Annotated in this window: 20 protein-coding genes; 4 read left to right on the forward strand and 16 right to left on the reverse strand. The window is 44.8% G+C overall.

Annotated features, from left to right (window positions below; translation table 11 throughout):
- Positions 1 to 11 precede the first annotated feature (11 nt).
- The 5 genes from AC0C66_RS16890 to AC0C66_RS16910 all read right to left on the reverse strand — a co-directional run bounded on the left by AC0C66_RS16890 (position 12) and on the right by AC0C66_RS16910 (position 4349).
- Positions 12 to 1625, reverse strand: coding sequence for a YceG family protein (locus tag AC0C66_RS16890; RefSeq protein WP_072182373.1), 1614 nt, complete (start codon positions 1623 to 1625; stop codon positions 12 to 14).
- Between the two features lie 83 nt (positions 1626 to 1708).
- Complete coding sequence (locus AC0C66_RS16895; RefSeq protein ID WP_014112562.1) at positions 1709 to 2482, reverse strand: TerC family protein; 774 nt, start codon at positions 2480 to 2482, stop codon at positions 1709 to 1711.
- A 51-nt stretch (positions 2483 to 2533) separates the two neighbouring features.
- The gene (locus tag AC0C66_RS16900; protein ID WP_014112561.1) at positions 2534 to 3112 is read right to left on the reverse strand and encodes a TerD family protein; all 579 of its coding nucleotides are present in this window, start codon (positions 3110 to 3112) and stop codon (positions 2534 to 2536) included.
- 34 nt (positions 3113 to 3146) lie between these two features.
- Complete coding sequence (locus AC0C66_RS16905) at positions 3147 to 3728, reverse strand: TerD family protein (protein WP_003224762.1); 582 nt, start codon at positions 3726 to 3728, stop codon at positions 3147 to 3149.
- 21 nt (positions 3729 to 3749) lie between these two features.
- Positions 3750 to 4349 (reverse strand): TerD family protein, encoded by a 600-nt coding sequence (locus AC0C66_RS16910; RefSeq protein WP_014112559.1) that lies wholly within the window; start codon positions 4347 to 4349, stop codon positions 3750 to 3752.
- Positions 4350 to 4632: 283 nt separating this feature from the next.
- Between AC0C66_RS16910 and AC0C66_RS16915 the strand changes: the two genes are divergently transcribed.
- Positions 4633 to 5628: an LLM class flavin-dependent oxidoreductase gene (locus AC0C66_RS16915; protein ID WP_242734831.1), complete on the forward strand. Its 996-nt coding sequence runs from the start codon at positions 4633 to 4635 to the stop codon at positions 5626 to 5628.
- Positions 5629 to 5664: 36 nt separating this feature from the next.
- Here AC0C66_RS16915 and znuB read toward each other — a convergent pair whose 3' ends face one another.
- The 6 genes from znuB to rapJ all read right to left on the reverse strand — a co-directional run bounded on the left by znuB (position 5665) and on the right by rapJ (position 12098).
- Positions 5665 to 6507 carry a zinc ABC transporter permease ZnuB gene (gene znuB / locus AC0C66_RS16920; protein ID WP_053407028.1) on the reverse strand — a complete coding sequence of 281 codons (843 nt, stop codon included), beginning with the start codon at positions 6505 to 6507 and terminating at the stop codon, positions 5665 to 5667.
- A complete protein-coding gene (gene znuC / locus AC0C66_RS16925; RefSeq protein WP_072182371.1) occupies positions 6465 to 7160 on the reverse strand; it encodes a zinc ABC transporter ATP-binding protein ZnuC in 696 nt (231 codons plus the stop codon). The genes znuB and znuC overlap by 43 nt, the downstream gene beginning before the upstream one ends.
- 54 nt (positions 7161 to 7214) lie before the next feature.
- Positions 7215 to 8192, reverse strand: a complete 978-nt coding sequence (locus AC0C66_RS16930; protein ID WP_014112556.1) for a metal ABC transporter substrate-binding protein — start codon at positions 8190 to 8192, stop codon at positions 7215 to 7217.
- 181 nt (positions 8193 to 8373) lie between these two features.
- The gene (locus AC0C66_RS16935) at positions 8374 to 10065 is read right to left on the reverse strand and encodes a glycoside hydrolase family 13 protein (protein ID WP_072182369.1); all 1692 of its coding nucleotides are present in this window, start codon (positions 10063 to 10065) and stop codon (positions 8374 to 8376) included.
- Between the two features lie 24 nt (positions 10066 to 10089).
- Positions 10090 to 10866, reverse strand: coding sequence for an SDR family oxidoreductase (locus AC0C66_RS16940; protein WP_061187014.1), 777 nt, complete (start codon positions 10864 to 10866; stop codon positions 10090 to 10092).
- A gap of 110 nt (positions 10867 to 10976) precedes the next feature.
- On the reverse strand, positions 10977 to 12098 hold the full coding sequence (rapJ, locus tag AC0C66_RS16945) for a response regulator aspartate phosphatase RapJ (protein ID WP_014112553.1): 1122 nt from the start codon (positions 12096 to 12098) through the stop codon (positions 10977 to 10979).
- 120 nt (positions 12099 to 12218) lie between these two features.
- Here rapJ and cwlK point away from each other — a divergent pair, with 120 nt between their 5' ends.
- Positions 12219 to 12722 (forward strand): peptidoglycan L-alanyl-D-glutamate endopeptidase CwlK, encoded by a 504-nt coding sequence (gene cwlK / locus AC0C66_RS16950; RefSeq protein ID WP_014112552.1) that lies wholly within the window; start codon positions 12219 to 12221, stop codon positions 12720 to 12722.
- 6 nt (positions 12723 to 12728) lie between these two features.
- On the opposite strand, the gene AC0C66_RS16955 is transcribed toward cwlK, so the two are convergent.
- On the reverse strand, positions 12729 to 14090 hold the full coding sequence (locus AC0C66_RS16955) for a YcdB/YcdC domain-containing protein (protein ID WP_461845801.1): 1362 nt from the start codon (positions 14088 to 14090) through the stop codon (positions 12729 to 12731).
- A gap of 185 nt (positions 14091 to 14275) precedes the next feature.
- Complete coding sequence (locus AC0C66_RS16960) at positions 14276 to 15691, reverse strand: YcdB/YcdC domain-containing protein (RefSeq protein ID WP_072182367.1); 1416 nt, start codon at positions 15689 to 15691, stop codon at positions 14276 to 14278.
- A 173-nt stretch (positions 15692 to 15864) separates the two neighbouring features.
- On the opposite strand from AC0C66_RS16960, the gene AC0C66_RS16965 reads away from it, so the two are divergent.
- Together AC0C66_RS16965 and AC0C66_RS16970 are read left to right on the forward strand one after the other, a co-directional pair.
- Positions 15865 to 15996 carry a hypothetical protein gene (locus tag AC0C66_RS16965; protein ID WP_133058580.1) on the forward strand — a complete coding sequence of 44 codons (132 nt, stop codon included), beginning with the start codon at positions 15865 to 15867 and terminating at the stop codon, positions 15994 to 15996.
- Positions 15997 to 16018: 22 nt separating this feature from the next.
- Positions 16019 to 17083: a DUF4352 domain-containing protein gene (locus AC0C66_RS16970; protein WP_014112548.1), complete on the forward strand. Its 1065-nt coding sequence runs from the start codon at positions 16019 to 16021 to the stop codon at positions 17081 to 17083.
- A 38-nt stretch (positions 17084 to 17121) separates the two neighbouring features.
- Here the strand turns inward: AC0C66_RS16970 and AC0C66_RS16975 are convergent, their stop codons facing one another.
- The 3 genes from AC0C66_RS16975 to natA form a co-directional block, all read right to left on the reverse strand.
- Positions 17122 to 18054: an aldo/keto reductase gene (locus AC0C66_RS16975; RefSeq protein WP_072182366.1), complete on the reverse strand. Its 933-nt coding sequence runs from the start codon at positions 18052 to 18054 to the stop codon at positions 17122 to 17124.
- Between the two features lie 135 nt (positions 18055 to 18189).
- Entirely contained in the window at positions 18190 to 19350 is a 1161-nt protein-coding gene (gene natB, locus AC0C66_RS16980) for a sodium ABC transporter permease NatB (protein ID WP_472973640.1), read from the reverse strand.
- Positions 19351 to 20091 carry a sodium ABC transporter ATP-binding protein NatA gene (gene natA / locus AC0C66_RS16985; protein WP_014112545.1) on the reverse strand — a complete coding sequence of 247 codons (741 nt, stop codon included), beginning with the start codon at positions 20089 to 20091 and terminating at the stop codon, positions 19351 to 19353.
- Positions 20092 to 20187 lie beyond the last annotated feature (96 nt).

Raw genomic sequence — 20187 nt, forward strand, 5'->3', positions numbered from 1 at the left:
TTCTTCTCTCCTTACTTTTGGGTAATCGTTCTGAACAGCCTTCTGACAATCGAAGGCTCCTTATAGTCCTGCTGAAACACCATGTCGTCCAGCCAGTGGATATCATACTGATCCTCTTCAATAAACTGCTCAATATCTTGATGGCCGGGAGGGTTATAAATGATGATGTCGATTCCGATTTCATTCAGGAACAGCAGGGAAGCAGCATCCGAACGCGTGAGTCCGCCGCTCATTTCTGTATGATATAAAACGAGTTTCGGAACCGTTTGCGCATAGTCGAACATTTGAATCAATTTCAGCAGATTAGCAGGCAGGTTTGTTGTCTGTTTAAACAAGTAGATTTGAACATCCTTGACTTGTTCCTGATGCAAAGCCTTAAGCCGCGGGTGCCTGCACATTCTCGAAATCGTTTTGGCAATGGCAGTCTGAACGCCCGCCGGAAGCTGCTTGTACTGCCACACATTGCTTGCCATCAGCTTGTCCGGATCAATGTTCCCTTCGTGGTCAAGCGCGTGGCTGTAATGAAATTGATAGTTCGATTTTATTTCTTCTGTAAACGGAAAGCTTCTTACCATTTCTGTTTCCTGATAATCTGCTAATGTATGAAGCCTGTTCCAATATTCTTTATTGTCTTTTGACACGCCCATAATTTTGGCGAATACATTGGGAATCTCGATGGAATGTTTATCAGCTTTGAAATTCGGGCGAATAAAGGCGCGCTCTTTCGTGATTAAAAACAATTCATCATAGGTCGTTTTGAGCGTAACAGACACCGGTGTGTGATCTCTGAACTGCCATGGCTTGTACAGCATGGATTCCTCGTGATTCAGCACATGTTCAAATTCCTTTGTTGAGCGGTAGGCGACTGTTGATTTCCGGTCCGGTTTTTCTTTCGGAAACGGCTGAAGCTCCGAAACATCCGGAAGCTTTTCCGTAAAACTGAGCTCCTGCTTCGGATCGACAAGCGCCAGCTGATCGTTTCCCGCCGGATGGAACAGCAGAACATCGCAGCCGACTAACATGAGATAATATAAGAAATAGAGCTGGCTTTTCGTCGCGCCTCCATACCAAACTACCTTTGGCATCTCCCGCTCTATATCGGTTTTTTCCAGCCAAGGATTCAGGTGATTCAACGAAAACTTCGAGACATCAAGCAGCACTCTGCGAAAATCAGGATGATTCAGCCCCTGCTCATGATTATCTGCAAAGGTATGTAAAAGCGTCATCAGCGCTTTTCTTAAATGGCGGTGCATCAAGGGATTCGAGTGCTTCGCAATCAATTTTTCCCCATCCAGAAAGGCAACAAAGCGGCTGACTGACAGCCCTTTTTCTTTCTGATTGATAGAATGAATATGCTGGAGCTTTTGAAAAGTCTCCGGCTCGATTGTTTTATCAAGCGTTTCACTCAGAATGGTAATGCGATCGTTTATAGACAGCTCATACAGCTCGTTATAGTAGTCCGTTTCATCAATAGGCGTGCCTAATATCTGCCCGGCGAGACGAGAAAAAGAAATGCCTTGTTCTGTTTCATAGTGATCCCGCTCGGGTAATGGCTGAAACAGCAGGTCTTTCCAATTCCCATCAGCCGGAAGTGCTTTATGAATGGTTAGTTCTTCTTGTCTCATCATATCCTCCTTTCCGGTTTGTCATTGCACGATATTTCTGTAACAAAAAAGGAAGGACATTGAACCTCCCTCCTTGTTTTGTTTTATTCTTCTTTTGAAGCGGCTGTTTGTTCGCGCACCTGCTTTTGTTTGTTGATGTAGTGAATGATGAATGTTACCGCAAATGCAGCAATAATGATAATGAAGAATACAGAGTGCGGCATTTCGTAATGGAAAGCGCTCGCTGCCATTTTCAGAGCGATAATGCCGATTAACACGAATGCTGTGTTTTCCAGCTCAGGGATTTTATCAATCAGCACAAGGAATACTTTTGCCACTGTACGCATCATTAGAATACCAAGCATACCGCCGATCAGAAGCACCCATACTTTTTCAGATACCGCAAATGCGGCAAGGATGCTGTCCACAGAGAAGGCAAGATCCATTAATTCAACTGAAATAACAGTCGCCCAGAAGATACCGAACGTGCGGACCATCCAAGAATTTTTCTTCATGCCGTCTGTGTCCTCTTCTTTTTCGCCAATCCAGAAGTGCTTAATGACGAGCCAAGCCAAGTAAAGCGCGCCAAGCACCTTAATCCACCAAAACTTAATGAGGAGCATACCGAGCCCGATGAAAATAAACCTAAAAATATAAGCTCCAAACAAACCATACGTTAACGCTTTTTTCCGCTGTTTTTCCGGCAGGTGTTTGACCATCACCGCAAGAACAAGCGCGTTATCGGCCGATAAAAGGCCTTCCAGAACAACAAGGGAACCGATCAGACCCCATGAAACAGGATCAGAAAGCACTTCCCCCCACATTTTCCAATCGAAAAATGAAGCATACGTAGACATGATATGATGTAAAAAGTCCAAGTTTTTTCCTCCTATTAATTTGAAACGGTGACTTCTCTATTTGTCACTCGCTTACACTTGCAAACCGTAGTTCCGGCACAATGCAGCCAGCCCGCCGGAAAAACCGCTGCCGATCGCATTGAATTTCCATTCGCCGCCGTGTCTGTAAAGCTCACAAACGACAACAGCTGTTTCAATGGAGAAATCTTCTCCCAAGTCGAAGCGAAGAAGCTCATTCTGCGTCTCTTCGTCCACAACACGCACAAACGCATTGGAAACTTGTCCAAAGTTTTGGCTGCGTGCTTCAGCGTCGTGAATGGTCACTGTGATGCCGATTTTCTCAATGTGAGCAGGGATCTTTGAGAAATCAACGATAATCTGCTCATCATCTCCGTCACCCTCACCCGTGCGGTTGTCACCCGTATGGATGACACCGCCGCTCGGATGTTCAAGGTTATTATAGAAGACGAAATCGAGATCATTCACGCAGTTATCATGCGCATCGACTAAAAAGGCTGAAGCATCCAGGTCAAAATCGTGTCCGCCGGAGTACTTGTTTGTATCCCAGCCTAAGCCGATCACCGCTTTTGCGAGTCCCGGATTTGTTTTCGTTAAATCAATGCGCTGTCCTTTTGATAATTGAATGGCCATACTGCCTCTCTCCTTTCTGCTCTTCGTATTTGTCTTAACCGACTTGTAAACCGTAGTCCGTTGCGATGCGGGCAAGGCCGCCTTGGTAGCCTGAGCCGATAGCGGAGAATTTCCACTCGCCGTTATGTCTGTAAAGCTCCCCTGCAATGATTGCCGTTTCAATAGAGAAATCTTCGGCAAGGTCGTAACGGATGAGCTCTTCATTTGTTTCTTCATTTACGATGCGCACGAACGCGTTTGATACTTGTCCGAAGTTTTGGCTGCGTGCTTCCGCTTCGTGAATGGTGATAACAAATGAGATTTTATCAATATTGGCGGGCACTGCGCTGAGATTCACTTTGACATTCTCATCGTCGCCTTCGCCAGCACCAGTCAGGTTATCGCCTGAATGAACAACTGAACCGTTGCCGCCTTCAAGCTGGTTGTAGAAAATAAAATCGTTTGGAGACGCGCATTTACCTGCTGCGTCTAACAGAAACACACTTGAGTCAAGGTCAAAGTCGTGCCCGCCGTCATACTTATTCGTATCCCAGCCTAAACCGACAACAACCTTTGAAAGACCCGGATTTGTTTTTGTTAAATCTACCTTTTGTCCTTTTGCCAATGAAATTGCCATGTTTCATCCACTCCTTTTCTTTTATACGTACCGGCTGATAATATCTTCTAATCTCGTATCGTTTGTGCCTTCACCAATCGCCGCAAACTTCCACTCGCTGCCGCTGCGGTAGATTTCTGCTGTAATCAGGCTTGTTCTGCCTGCATAATTGTCTCTCAAATTGTATTTGAGCATTTCTTCATGATTAGATTGATCGACTACACGGATAAACGCATTTTGAATCATGCCGAAATCTTGTTTTCTTCTGACACAATCATAAATATTTACAACAAATACAAGCTTATCGATGTTTGCAGGCACTTTTCCCAAATCTATCATAATTTGCTCGTCATCGCCCGCACCATCGCCTGTCAGGTTGTCGCCTGTGTGCTTTACACTGCCGCAGCGGCTTTTCAGGTTGCCGAAATAAATTATATTTTTCTTATCGGTGAATTTTCCGTTTTCCAGCATCAGCACTGAAGCGTCACAGTCTATATTCGGACCGCCTCCGCCAAGCAGTTTGCTGAAGAATCCTCCGCCTGAGGACACCGGGTCCCAGCCGAGACCGACCATCAATTTTGACAGACCGGCTTTTCCTTTTGTTAAATCAATTCGCTGACCTTTTTCTAAAGAAATTGCCACACGATTCACTCCTACTCATCGAAATGTGAAGATAGTCACATTTATTTTTACGCTCACAAGGAAAATAAGCCGTAAATTATTAATATATACGTTTGTTATTATATCAAAGTTTCGTAAAAGTTAAGAATAATTGACGAAAATCCTCGAAAAAAAACTTCCATATTTGATATATGTTTTGCAAATGCTATGAAGTACGCATCTTAAACAAACCATTTGACGTGAGCGAGTCATTTTGCCTATTCTTGTGTCACATTCTAAAAACAGACAGAAAGGAAGCGGCCTTTTGATTCATTTAAGCATACTTGATCAGGCACCTGTTTCTAAAGGAGAAAGCCCTGTGGCAACTCTTCAGCATTCGGTTGAGCTTGCCCAATTAAGCGAACAGTGGGGATATAAGCGTTATTGGTTTGCCGAACATCACAGCACGAAAGGACTGGCAAGCACAGCGCCTGAAATCATGATCGCTCACATCGCAGCACACACGAGCAAGATTCGTGTCGGGTCAGGCGGTGTGCTGCTGCCCCAGTACAGCCCGTTTAAGGTAGCCGAAACCTTTCGCCAGCTTGAAGCACTGTATCCGAACCGGATTGACCTCGGCGTCGGGCGTTCTCCCGGCGGCACGACAAAAACCCGTCTTGCGCTAACAGACGGGATAAAAAAAAGCTTAACCGATTTTAACAGACAGCTGCAGGATGTCTCTTATTTTCTCACAGATTCGCTTCCTCCCGGGCATCCGTATGCCGGAATCAAAGCGGCGCCCCTAATTGACACTGTACCGGAGCTATGGGTGCTCGGTCTCGGTGAAAACAGCGCAAGACGCGCGGCGCATCAGGGCATTGGATATGTATTTGGGCATTTCATTAATCCTGAGCGAGGAGAAAATGCATTTCGCGTTTACCGGGAAAGCTTTCGGCCATCAGCTCATTTCTCGTCTGCGACGGCACTGTTTACGATTTTTGTCATTTGCGCAAAAACAGATGAAGAGGCAGAAGAGCTCGCCCTAAGCCAGGATTTATGGCTTCTTCGTGTCGGAAAAGGCTTGGACAGCCGAGTGCCGAGCATCGAGGAGGCAAAAGCGCATCCCTACACAGAGTCCGATAAAAAACTTATAGAAGAAAACAGAAAGCGGATGGTGATCGGTTCTCCAAACACTGTCAAACAGCAGCTTTTAGAGCTGACAGACCGCTATGAAACAAATGAAATCATGGTTCTATGCAATGTGTTTGATTTTGAGGCGAAAAAGGAATCATATGAGCGTCTTGCCGGGATGTTTCTATAAAAAAGCAGTTTTCCCTATGGAAAACTGCTTTTCATGTTACCGGCGCCCTTTTTTACGCAGGGCTTCTTTTTTGATAAATGTCCAAACTCCCTGAACTGCAAATCCGATCAAAAGCAGAACGATCAAAAGCAGGGTAATGGACGGCCCTGGCGGTGTTCCGAGCTGATAGGACGATGTCAGCCCCATAAATACGCTGAATAACGAAATGAGTATGGCTGTAATAAATACCATGTTAAAACCTTTTGCAATTCTGATAGCGAATGCTGCCGGCAATACGAGCAGGGCTGATACAAGAAGAACTCCGATGATCGGGATAATAACTGAGATCGCAAGGCCTGTGACGATACTGAAGGACATCGACAGGAAGTTTGTATTGATTCCTGATGTTTTTGCTGTTGCTTCATCAAACGTCAGCAGGTAGAGCGGTCTTTTCAGTACGATAAAGTAAAGCAGGATCAGCAATGTAATGATGCCAATAATATACACCTGCTGCTGATTTACTGTCACGAGCGATCCAAAAAGGTATTGATCGATGCTCATATTTGCGGTGCCTTTTGAAAAGCTGATTAAAAACATCGCGAAGGACAAACCAGCCGCCATTAAGATGGCAATGGACACCTCTGAATACGTCCGATATGCCCGCCGCATGTATTCAATCCCAATTGCGCCGACGGTCACGACGACTATGCTCGCCGCGGTAATATTGGTGCTGAGGAAAAAGCCGATGGCAACACCTGACAATGAAATATGTGAAAGTGTGTCAGCCATTAAGGCCTGTCTTCTGAGAACGAGATACACTCCTAGTATCGGAGCCATGATGGCAATCATGCCGCCTGCTAGAAAAGCTCGTCGCATGAATTCCAAGTCAAACATTTCCATCCGCCTTTTTCTCCTCTCTCTAATCGAATCACTTTATCTAAAAATTGCTGTACTTCATTTTGTTCATGAGTGACCATCACAACTGTTCGGTTGTGATTTTTCACAAGATGGTGCATAAATTCGTAAAATCCTTTTCTGCTGTCGTGGTCAACGGCTGTTGTCGGTTCGTCCAGCATTAAGAGATCCGGGTTGCTGGCGAGCATTCTGGCGATACAGATTTTCTGCTTCTGTCCGCCTGATAAATCGCCGATTTTACGATGGCGGAGCTCCCACATTTCCACCATTTTCAGCGCTTTTTCCACTTCAAGATGATCTTCTTCATTTAAACGTTTAAACCATTTCCCTTTTGTGTATCGGCCTGACTGAACAAGCTCCAGTACCGTGCTCGGAAAGCCGGCATTAAATGAAGAAATTTGCTGCGGAACGTACCCTATCGTCAGGCGTTTTCCTTCTGTATTCCTTTTACTGATCGTCACCGTGCCTTCCCACGGTTTCAGCATGCCGAGCATTACTTTCATGAGCGTCGATTTAGAGGCCCCGTTTGGTCCTGTGATGCCGACAAATTCACCGCTTTCAATATCAAGTGATACTTTATCCAACACAGGCGTGTGGGAATAGCCGAAAACGATATCTTTCAATGAGACGAGATTCATGTCAATCTTCCTTTCTCACAAAGAAATAGTGTGCACCCTCCGGCGCACACTATCTTATGATTTATCCAATAGTGAATCTTTCAGGGCATCGAGGTTTTGTTTCATAATGTCGATATACCCTAAGCCTTTATCTTGTTCTTCTTTGCTTAAGCCTTCCAGTGTATCGAGCACTTCTGTCTTCGCGCCGATTTCATTGGCAAGCGTTTCTGCGACCTTTGAGGATGCAATTTCTTCAAAGTAAATCACTTTTACGTTATGTTCTTTGGCATATGTTTTCAGCTTTGCCAAGTCGGCTGCGCTTGGCTCTTGGTTAGGAGAAATCCCTGCAATCGGAACCTGAGTCAGGCCGTATTCTTTTGCCAAATAGCCAAAAGCTGTATGCTGCGTGATGAATTCTTTCTTCGCCGCTTTTTTTACGGTTGTACGATATAGTTTATCAAGATCCTGCAGTTTTGCAATATATTCTGCACTATTTTTCTCGTAGTATTCTTTATTATCCGGGTCCTGCTTTACGATTTGGGCCGTTATATTTTTAACTTCCTTTTGCGCCAGAACAGGGCTGAGCCATACGTGAGGGTCCATTTCATGGCTGTGCTCATGCTCCCCATGCTCATGCTCCTCGTGCTCTCCGTGCTCTTCATGTTCTTCTTCAGAGCCTTTCATTAAATCAATGCCTTTGCTCGCATTGACGAAAACGGCATGCCCTTGGCCCATGCTTTTTTCAGTTGACGGAACCCACGTCTCCATGTATTCACTATTATAAACGAACAAATCAGCATCCTGAATGTTGGCAATGTCTTTCGGCGTCGGTTCCCAATCATGCGGTTCAACGGAAGATGGGATTAACAGATCCACATCGCCTTTGTCTTTTACAATTTGTTTTGTAAATTCATACATCGGGTAGAACGTTGTGACAACATGCAGTTTATCACTCTTTGAGTCCGCCGACCCTTTTGTTGATGAGTTGCCGCATGCTGCCACCAATAAAAAGCATGCTGCAATCACAAACAAGCCGCTCCATTTTTTAAACATATCGTATATCCCCTCTTTTTCAGTAACTTTAAATCAAAATGATAACGATTTTGTAATCCTATATCATAATAAACCGAAGTCATTACGTTTTGCAAGAGTAATTTTCATTTTAATGTTATTCTTCCCGTCTATGGCGCCAATATATGTACTTAAAAAACCCGGCTGAAAATGCCGGGCTGAGTCATTTGATTGAATTGTCCAGAAGATACACCCTGCTCTCATAAGGCTGAAACACCATTTCATCAGCAAGGTCACCGTTGTTTTTATAATTGCTGAGAAGCAGGGATGCCTGAGCCTTGCCACAGTTCTTAGGCCACCTGAAAACAGCTTGCTCTTTTGAAAAGTTATTCACCGACAAAAGCTGTTGTTTACCATTTTTTCTCACGTACACAAACAGCTGCGGATCATCCGGAAGCAAAAGTTCATAGCTTCCTTTGATGAGATCAGCGTACTGCTTTCTCAGGCTGATCAGCTTTTTATAATAGGTTAGGATCGAATCAGGGTCTGTCTGTGCCTCTTCCACATTGATGGCCGTGAAGTTCGGGTTGACCTTCAACCAAGGCGTGCCGTCAGTAAATCCGGCATTTTTGCCGTTGCTCCACTGCATCGGCGTCCGGGCATGATCCCGGCTTTTGGCTAAGATCGATCTCATCACGTCTTCTGGATCATAGCCTTTTTCAAATACCCGTTTATGATACATATTGATCGTTTGGATATCTTTGTAGTCCTCAATCCGGGTAAACGGCGCGTTTGTCATCCCGATTTCTTCTCCCTGATAAATATATGGCGTTCCCTTCATGAGATAAAGAACAGTGGCCAGCATTTTCGCAGATGCTTTGCGGTATTCCCCATCGTCTCCGAACCTGGACACAATCCGGGGCTGGTCGTGGTTGCACCAATACAATGTATTCCACCCTTGATGTTCCAGCTGCTTTTGCCATGATGTCAAAACCGATTTTAAATCAGAAAGCTCAAGGGGCTTTACATCCCAATGTTCTTTTCCCGGCTGCTGGTCAAGCTCCATATGCTGAAAGTGAAAAATCATATTCAGTTCATGCTTATCGGTTCCCGTATACTTTAGCCCTTCCTCCGGTGTAACAGAGCCAACCTCTCCGACAGACATCACATCGTACCGGGAAAATACTTCATCTGTCATTTCTTTTAAATAGTCATGAATTCGTTCGCCATTTGGCTGGAAAGGCTTCGGCTCTGCCTGCTGATTGATATAGTCCTCATACGAAGGAAGATATTCTTTCTTAGAAATGAGATGGAGCTGATCAATGCGCAAGCCGTCTACCCCTTTATCGAGCCAAAACCTCATCATGTCAAACACTGCTTGGCGCACCTCAGGATGTTCCCAATTTAAATCAGCTTGTTTGACGGCATTCATGTGGAGATAATATTCTCCCGTGTGCTCCTCGTATTGCCAGACCGGGTATCCGTAGTCAGACACCCAGTCCGTCGGAGGGCCGTTCTTTGTGCCGGGGCGCCAAAAGTAATAGCTGCGGTATTTGCTGTTTTTGTCCAGCTCCGCTTCTTTAAACCATGGATGCTCGACCGAGGTGTGATTTAACACAAAATCCATCACCAGCTTTAATCCGCGCTGATGCACCTCGTCAAGCAGCTCGTGAAAATCGCCCATCGTTCCGTATGAATCCATAATCGTCTTATGGTCCGTCACATCATAGCCGTAATCAACATTCGGAGAAGGATAAATCGGGCAAATCCAAATCACATCTGCCCCGAGCTCCTTTATGTAATCAAGGCGGGAAATGATCCCCCGCAGGTCTCCCATTCCATCTCCATTACTGTCCTGAAAGCTCCTCGGATAAATTTGATACACCACCGCATCCTTCCACCAGTCTGTTTTCATTCCGCAATCCCCCTGTTTAGTGTTCTATTCAAGCTGAGATGGATAAAGTGTCATTCCGCCGTCCACGAATAGTGTTGTGCCGGTCACATAGCTCGCTTCCTCAGATACGAGCCAAGCCGCTGCTGCTGCCACTTCTTCCGGCTTTCCGAAAGCTTTCATCGGGATTTTCTTCAATTGTTTTTGTTTGTTCTCTTCCTTTTTCGTATCAACATTTGATTCTGTTGCAATGGTGCCGGGCGCTATCGCGTTGACACGGATTCCCTTATCCGCATAGTTGAGCGCCAGCGTTTCTGTCATCATCTTGATGCCGCCTTTGGACGTGGAATACTGGACGTTGACGGGGCGCGGGATCTGCTGGTGAACGCTAGAGATATTCAGCACATTGCCTTTGATATTATTTTTCATCATGTGGTTAAGCGCTGCTTTGGCTCCCATAAAGGTTCCGGTGACGTTGACATCAATGACTCTCTGCCAATCTTCTAGACTCATCTCATGCGGCATGGCTTCCGTGCCGTTAAAGCCGGAGTTGTTCACCATGACATCGAGCGTGCCAAAATGCTCTAAAGCGGTGTCCAAGAGCGCCTGAATCCCTGCTTCTTTGGACACATCCGCCTCAACTGCGACAGCTTTCCCTCCGTTACGCTTAATGATGTCCACAGTTTCATCGGCTCCAGATGGATCGCTGTGGTAATTCACAACAACATTCATTTTCTCCTGTCCAAATCGTTCCGCAATGGCTTTCCCGATTCCTTTTGAAGAACCTGTCACAATCGCTGTTTTTCCGGTTAAATCTTTATACATAAACGATATCCTCCTCTGATTTTCCATTATGCAGTGGAAAATACCCTATTTTTTCGGGTTGAAAACAGCATAAAAAAAAGCAGAGAACCGATTATGTTCTCTGCCACCACCTATTGAAAACGCTGCTCAGCAAGCTTCTTTTTAATATTCATCAGCCTGCGGTAAAAGAAAGCGGCGGACTCGTAACGTTCCTGCTGATTGAAACGTTCCGCTGTATCATGCAGCAGATCCTCAGCATCTGCAAGAAGCTGGCGGGATTCCAGCAGATCAAAGCATTCTTTAAGCACACTCCGGTCGCCGCTTCCAAGATACAGCTCATGAATGAGGCGGAATTTCGTCAAATACATGTCATCTTCCCATTCAGCGGCGCTCTTTACCCCGCGGCCATACGTCTCTGCCGCTTTGTCGTATTTTCCCTCTTTACAGTAGATATGGGTCAGTGAAAAAACGGCTTGAACGGCCTGCTGAAAATTGTGCTCCTCAAAAATGGCGGCGGCTGTTTTGAAATAGCCCTCCGCTTCACTGTAATCGCCCAGACTGTACTTACAGTGTCCGACATTATAATGGGCAGCGGCGATCATGTACGCTTCTTCAAGCTGCCTGGCATGATCTAAGGCGCTGCACAAGTGTGTCAGCGCTTTTTCATGATGATAAACATCGGTCAAATTTCCGGCGATGATAAATTCACACTGCACGCGGCGGCGCCCGTACAATTCATATTTCGTATAGATATCAAGCGCCTGGCTCGCATAATTCATTGAAAAATACGTTTGTTTGATGTGATAATACACTTCTGCAACCTTAAAAAGAAACTCAGCTTTTTCGATCTCATCCTCGACATACTCGAGCTTTTCCTCGGCATGTTTATAATGGTCAATCGCTAATATGAAATTTTTCTGCTTAAATTCGTACATCCCTCTGAAATAATAAAAGTAGTATTCCAATAAGCCTGTGAGTTTTTGCTGATTGCTTTCAATTTCGTTCAGCATATCTGAGAACGGAGGCTTGGTGTCGCTGTCTTTCACCGGCATCAGCTTATCAAGCATGATACGATGACGGAATTCCATCAAAGAAAAATATAAAAGCAAGTCCTGATTTTCTTCCATGTCTTCTAAATCGTATTCGATCTCCTGCTTTAACGCTTCTGCTTGATCTGCTTCAAATGCGCGAATGAGCTTGTACCATTCGTTTAGTTTTACTGCCACTTCCTCAGATGGAATCTTTGCTCTCATCGGTCTGCCTCCTTCCTCCTGCTACTATTTATGTTATATTTTATCATAGCTGTTCGCTTTTAGAGAGAGTCAATCGTATAAGCGTTAACATTTAGCACATCATGAGAAAGTGAGACCGATATGAAATTATCCGCAAAAACATCTGTTATCTTATGTATTCTGTTTCTTCTTGATCTGTGTTTTAGTTATATACGGCACGAATGGCATTCTCAAAATGCCCTGCAGGATATGCCTGTCCCTTCGGATCTTCATCCGGTTGTGAAGCAGAATGCCGATGCCCTCAAGGCAGCAGCAGCGAATAAAGGCATTACCGTCGTCATTACAGAAGGATTCCGGTCCTTTAAGGAACAAGACGAATTATATAAACAGGGACGTACAAAAAAAGGGAATATTGTCACCTATGCAAGAGGAGGGGAATCGTATCATAACTATGGCTTAGCTATTGATTTCGCCCTTCAAAAAAAGGATGGCAGCATCATATGGGATATGGAATATGACGGCAATCAAAACGGAAAATCAGATTGGCTGGAGGTTGTCGAGATCGCTAAGAAACTCGGCTTTGAGTGGGGCGGGGACTGGAAACGATTCAAGGACTACCCCCACTTGGAGATGATTCCTGACTAGACACCCTCACAGCCTTTTCTTTTTCCTTATGTGCGCATCAATATAGGAAGGATAAACCGGCTTATAGACAAGTTTGTAATGCTGATCGCTGCCTGCTGTAAAATCAGGCTGCCACTCCAGCTTCACATCAAATGCGGCCAAAAACGTTTCTTTCGCTTCTTCAGCTGAAACATCCGGCCTGTGATTGATTGTTTCCAATCGTTCTGGATCAATATCCGGCGCCATAAAAGCGTCAATCATTCCCGTTTCCGGATTGACAATGATGCGGGCAGCGCCGAACCGCAGCGGCACTCCTTTATACCAGACAGAAAAATGATTGCGGACCCTCCCTCTTTCATCAATTCGGACGGGATTCGCTCTGAAAAACTCAGCTGCTCTCGGATAGAGGGCATACAAAAATTGAAGCGCTATCCTTTGGCATTCTTCCGTTGAGCATTGGCGGTTGTTCCGCTGGTCCATAAAAGAAAGCGCTGCTTTTAATTTTCCGGTTTTTTTATCCGTCTTCATTTTGATTGTGTTTTTATTTCTCGTTTCAAAATAACTTCCAATGCTTAAATCTTTACGCTCCGGCGCAGTGCCTTTTCGCCACGTGCTTCCTATTTCTTCTCCAAAGTCCTTTTCACTGACTTTCTGCATATCAGAGGTGAGGCCCAGCATGGCATATATATTGATTTCTTCCGTGTTTTGAAGCGGCGGCAGGGGCGCCCCGTTTTCTATTCTTTCATCTGCGATATGCTGGTCAGGCACGATTTCGTCTACATCCGCGGGGTAGCTGTATCCCGGCAAAATCGGTTCATATACAAGCCTGGGTGCCTGTTCGCCATCAATGACATCGTACATCAGCTGCAAAGACATTGTATTTAAGTAATGGGACACAACCTTCTCTTTTGCTACAAATTCCTTTGGCACTTCGGCTTTATGCCCTTCTCCGTAATATAAGAAATGGACAATCTGTCCGCTGCGTGTCATATCAATTAAAAAGCCTGAATTGGGAAGCGGAAGCCCCAGTTCCATTTTGGTATAGATAAAACGGATATGCAGTCCCCGTTCTTCCTTACCTTGAAAGTGAAATTTCATAAATGTGCCGGGATGGTTGGCAGCAGCAAACTGAAGAGCCATCAGCTTCAACTCGGCATCTGGAAGTTTTTTGTCTGTCTCGGAGCGGACGGTTGTTGAAAAGGTGAGCAAAGCGCCGTCATGTCGGAGTTCAACTGTAATGTGCTTTTCCGGATCTTCAGGGTCCTTCCAGATGAAGTATGCCTGCCTCTTCTTCTTTTGCTTTTGGTCGTAATCTTCTATCTCAAGCTCATAATGCGGAGGTACATTCCCGATCTCTTGCGCCTTCTTTTTCAGCTGTTTATTAACCAATGAAGTCATCCTTTCAAAGAGTCTACGACAAAGAGAATCCTGTTTATTATATAAAAAGACCTTTCTTCATTTAAAGTGAAGAAAGGTCCTTTTCTATTATTGTCGTTGTTTTCTGATATTCTTCCTGTTACTTTCATCACATCTCACCTTATATATCCGCGGCATTTGTGTGACTTTTGGCTATCTTACCATGAACTGAAAACGGGCTCTCCTGTATGGGCTTCGATAAAACGCGGATACACCGGCTTATAGACGAGCCGGTAGCCCTGTTCTTCATCATCGCGGTATTCTCTCTCCCAACCAAGCTCAACTTTAAAATGCTGCCAAAAGATAGACTTGGCTTGTTCTGCTGAAATGGCCGGAACGGGATGAATGGCTTCCAGCTCCTTCGGGTCAATATCCGGTGCCATATAAACGGTGATATGCCCTGTCTGGCGGCTGACGCAGATTCTGATCTGCCCAAACCGGAGCGGAACCCCGTGACAGTGAGTTTCAAATGTAAAACCAGCGACTGCGTTTTCTTCTTCATCGGGTTCGTCATATTTGATCTTAAAATATTGATCGGCATTCGGGAATAAAGCAAACAGAAAACGAAGCGCAATTTTTTCGCACTCTGCCTCAGTTACTGTCAACGGCCCTTTTTTCTCCATAAATGACATGACGCCTTCGAGTTTTCCGGTTTCTTTGTTATGAATGGTTTTCAGCACTTGATGAACCCGTCCTCTAAACCAGCTGTCCATGCTTTTATCTGCCGGCTGATACACGGGATCATCCGGATTCCGCCAAACGGTCCTTATTCTCCCGTCTCCCAAATCCGCTTCCCGCTCTTTGACAAACCCTTTTTCGATTCCGATCATACTGCCAAGATCAGCCTTTTCGTGAATGCCTTCGAATAAAGGGAGAGGAAAGCTTTCCGGCTCCCTGTCATCGTCATCATCAAATGATTGTTCTTCTTTCACCAAATCGGCAGGCACGGTAACGGCCCTGCATTCAGGCTCATACATCAAATGCGGCTGATCGTCCCCGTTTTTGTAAACAGAACGATGGAGAACCTCAAACAAAAGGTTGAACTCCACGTCCTTCTTGATGAAGGCAAATGCCTCTTCTTCATCAGCGACCCGCTTTGGCTTGATGATGCTGCCCGCTTTGCCGTAATAGCGAAAGTAAATGATCTCACCTGATAAGGAAACTTCACCCATAAATCCGCTCATGGGAAGAGGAAGACCGTCCTCCATTTGAACATATGAAAATCTCACTTTATCGTCGGATGTACGGTCATTTTCTTCACGCACAAAGACAGACAGCGCCCCGGGAAAATGAGTCTCTACAAATTGGCGCATGATATCTTCTAATTTCTCCTCAGACAGCCTTTCTCCGCTTTCAGGCTCAATATCTCGGGAAAGAGATTTCAGCTGTCCGTCCGGCCCAAGTTCCACGATAATGCCGATGTGTTCATCCTGAGGATCTGTCCAACAAAAATGTGCGCTTTTCTCATCATCGCCATAATCTTCAATTTCCAGTTTTAAGTGTGTCGGCACCCGGCCGATTTCCAGTGCTTTTTGTTTCAGTCCCTCTTTCTTCACCAAGATGGCCCCTTTCATCGTTCTTATGTCCCCTTCAACTAATCAAAAAGTAGTAGTCTAAAATACACAAATTTCTGAGTTTACCAGTTTTTCCAGAACATTTTTCACCAAAAATAGTATGATGAACCTATTCAATATAAAAGCTAATAATCTTAAAATTAAATCCGTTGTAACTTTTTATAGGTCCATTCATGACAAAGAAGGGCGGAGTTTCCAGAAAATCCGGTGAAAACCGTGAGAAAAGAACTGATTTTTTTGGTTATATGATGCTAATCCATTCAAAAAGATCTATTTCTCAAAGACAAAAGACTCCCCTTTCCTAAACCATTTGAGGAGGAAAAATGAATGTTTCAGAAAAAAACGTACGCTGTTTTCCTAATTCTTCTGCTGATGATGTTTACAGCTGCTTGTTCCGGAAGCAAAACAAGCGCGGAGAAGAAAAATTCAGAAACAGAAAAAAGCTCAGATATAGCTCAAGTCAAAATCAAGGATGTCTCTTATACACTGCCGTCCAAATATGATAAATCCACTTCAGATGACCAGCTTGTGTTAAAAGTCAATGTCGCTGTGAAAAACACAGGAAAAGAACCGCTGAATGTAGACAGTATGGATTTCACTTTGTATCAAGATGATACTAAGATGTCTGACACAGATCCCGAGGATTATAACGAAAAGCTGCGCAGCAGCACGATTAACGCTGACAAATCGGTTGAAGGTAGCCTCTTCTATGTTGTAGATAAAGGCGAGAAATACGAGCTTAACTATACGCCGGAATCTTATGGTGATAAAAAGCCAAAATCAGTTACTTTCAAAATTGACGGAAAAGACAAAAAGATCCTTGCGACAGCAGACCAGCTCCAAGACTCTGCAAAAGCATTATCAGCTTATGTTGATGTCCTTCTTTTCGGTAAAGACAACGCTGATTTCGAAAAAATCACCGGGGACAACAAAAATAAAATTGTAAGTGATTTCAACGAATCAGCGAAAGACGGCTATCTCTCAGCTTCGGGCCTTTCCAGCACATATGCCGACAGCAAAGCGCTTGATAATATCGTGAACGGCATTAAAGAGGGATTAAGCAAAAACTCTTCCATCCAGGCGAAAACAACTTCGATCTCAAAAGACGAAGCGATTGTTGAAGCCACAATTAAACCGGTAGATGCATCTTCACTCTCAGACCGAATCGAAGACAGAGTGAAAGACTACTACAGCAAAAATTCTGGCGCCAGCTATGAGGATGCTGTGAAATATGCGCTTCAAGTCTATCCTGAAGAATTCAAGAAGCTCGGACCAGCTTCATCTGAAAAAACGGTTGAAGTGAAAATGAAGAAAAATGACATCGACCAATGGCAGCTTGATATGGACGATTACAGAGCAGCAGAATTAGTCGAAGCATTCATCAAAGAATAAAACACCAAAAGGAAATAGCCTCCAAGCTATTTCCTTTTTTATGTGAAGATTCCGCTGATGAAGTTCACTTCATCTTCGGTTAATTCAATGTTCAAGGTTTTCAGGTTATCTTTCAATTGTTCAGGACGTTTAGCGCCTGGAATGATAGCGTCTATCGCCGGTCTTGTTAACAGCCACGCCAAGGCGACATGTGCCGTCTCCGCTTGTTTTTCCTCCGCTACCGCTTTCAGCTTATTTACTTTTTTGAGATTGTGAATAAACGCTTCTCCCTGAAATTGCGGCTTATCCTTTCTGAAGTCATCAAAGGCCGTGTCTTTCGTGAATTTTCCTGTCAGCAGCCCGGACGCGAGCGGAAAATAAGGAATAAAGGAAATGCCGTGTTTTTCACAGTACGGAAGCAGCTCCTTCTCGGCATCACGCTGAATGAGAGAGTATTCAGCTTGGAAGACCTCCAAATAACCGTCGGCATTAAATTCCTGCAATTGCTGATAATCGAGGTTCGAAGCGCCGATCGCTTTGATTTTACCCTCATCCTTCAGCTCCTTCAGCGTGCCCGCCACTTCAGCGAGAGGCGTTTTCCCATCCGGGAAATGAACATAATACAAATCAATGTAATCTGTTTTCAGCCGCTTCAGGCTCTTTTCCACCTCGCCGCGAAGAAACTCCCGGCTGTTGTCTAATTCAATACTGCCGTTCACTTCTTTATGAGCCCCTTTGGTGGCAATAATGAGCTCATTCCGCACGCCTCGTTCTTGCACAACTTCGCCGATTAATTCCTCAGAACGCCCCAGTCCGTATATAAAGGCGGTATCAATAAAGTTCACGCCGCCATCCAATGCCGTGCGCACCAAATCTTTCCCTGTTTCATCATTCAGATTCGGAAATAGATTATGCCCGCCGACCGCATTCGCGCCGAACCCGATCCGCTTCACCTGCAGCTTCGTCTTGCCAAGTGTACGTGTTTGATCCATTGTTCCTTCTCCTTTGAAACCAATTTTGATGAAAAATAGTGCAGGGTCACTTTCTGTATTAGATATCCTTTTTCTATTTTCCTTCTTTTTTCAGGATATACAAAAAGGAGAAAGTGTATTTCTCCTTTTGCAAGTTTATTTTGGCAGGACCCATTTGTCTTTCAAGAAACAGGCTCTGGCCAGTAAAAAGAAAATGGCGATGAGCACGGCGATGGTTCCTGACGTGTACAAAATGGCAGCCGGCTCAACCATCCCGAATAAAAGCTGTTTAAATAACGCATGCAGGTTCAAAAACGGGATGAGAAAGTACGAAAAGTCAAATTGATTCGGTGCCTTGCTGAGGATGAAAAACATCGGGAGCATAGGCAGAAAGACGATGAAAGACATATAACTTTGCGCTTCTTTTACCGAGCTGGAAATAATGCTGATGAAAAGCTCCATCGCAGAGATCAGCAATGCAGAAAGCACGATGATTAAGGCTGAAGCGCCGATTACACTCCACATATGATCTCCCAGCTGGAAGGCCGTTTTTAAATTCTCGGTAAATAACACGGTGGACAAAATCAAAAACACCAAAGCCAATACACCCGAAGCAACTCCAAAAGTAGAAACCGCAAGCCACTTGCCGACCAGCACTTTGTTTCTGCTGACTGGCGTCAACAGCAGCGCCTCGATTGATTTCCGGTCCTTTTCCCCGGCCATGATATCAAGAGCAATCGGCATTGCGCCGGAAACAATGGATGTCAGAATCAGCATGGGCAGAATGGCAGAAAGCATAATAGCGGAGGCCCCTTTCTCCTCAGCCGCTTCCTTTTGCTGAATCGTAAACGGCTGGATTACCGATTGATCAATGTGCTTATTTGTTAAACGTTCCTGCACAATTTTATTTTTGTACTGATCTAAGGCAGACTGCACAAGCTGCATAGCATTTGATGACCCTTGATCGATTGAATTGCCGTAAACATCAACCTTAAAAGGTGTCATGCTGTTGACATATGAGTCGAACTCTTTCGGGACGTTCAGATAGGCATCTGCTTTTCCTTCATCAACTGCCTCTTCAGGCTTTGCAAATGTTTTTACGCTGATTTCGTCAATCCCATTAAGCTTGCTTTCCAGTGCGGGCGGCAGCGAATGGCCGACTGCCAGCGTGTACTGCTCCCCTTTGTCGGACAGCATGCTTTCATAAAAGAATACAAGCCCAAGCATCATAATCATCGGCACTAAGATTGTGAGTAATATCGTTTTTCTGTCTCGCAAAGCGTCGATCATTTCTTTTTTATAAATATGGCTCAGCATTTAAGAAATCCCCCTGACAAGCTTAGACATAAAGATGTAATTCAAATCCTCACTGCGCTCGCTCTCGTATAGTGATTCAAGCGCCCCTCGGTAAATCACCTCTCCGCTGTGAATCATGATGACACTGTCACAGAGCGCCTGCACTTCCTCCATAATGTGGCTGGAGAAAAGAATCGTTTTTTGTTCTCTTTTCAGCTGCTGGATGAATTCGCGGAAGATGTTGCTTGACGTAATATCAAGCCCAGTTGTCGGCTCATCAAATAAAATGATGTCCGGATCGTGAATCAGCGCTCTGGCAATGGCGACTTTCTGCCTCATGCCTTTCGAAAACCCGCCCACTCTCCGGTTCATATAATCGCGCATCCCGAACCGTTTCGATAAATCTTCTATTCTTGCTTTGATCTCGTGGCGGTTTAGCCCATACAGCCGGCCGAAATATTGCAGATTTTCTTTAGCGGTCATCCTGTCGTAAAGCCCGGTTTCTCCTCCGAATAAGACGCCGATTCTTTTTTTGACCTCAGCCGGCTGCTTGACCGTGTCAAAGCCGGCAACTCTGATTGCGCCCTCTGACGGTTCAAGCAAGGCAGCAATCATTCTAAGCATCGTGGTTTTGCCGGCACCATTTTCTCCGAGAATGCCGACGACTTCTCCTTTTTGAATTGTTAAGCTTACATCTCGCACAGCTTTGACTACTTTTTTCTTATCATGAAACCTGCGGCTGCAATCGGTCAGTGTAATCATGTCACAATCTCCCTTTTCGTTATTTCTAGTAATGACTATATACGAAATGCTGGATTTGTTGGATAAAGTTGTCGCGAAGAATTCTTTTTATGTCGC

This window comes from Bacillus sp. VA13 (assembly GCF_055710085.1).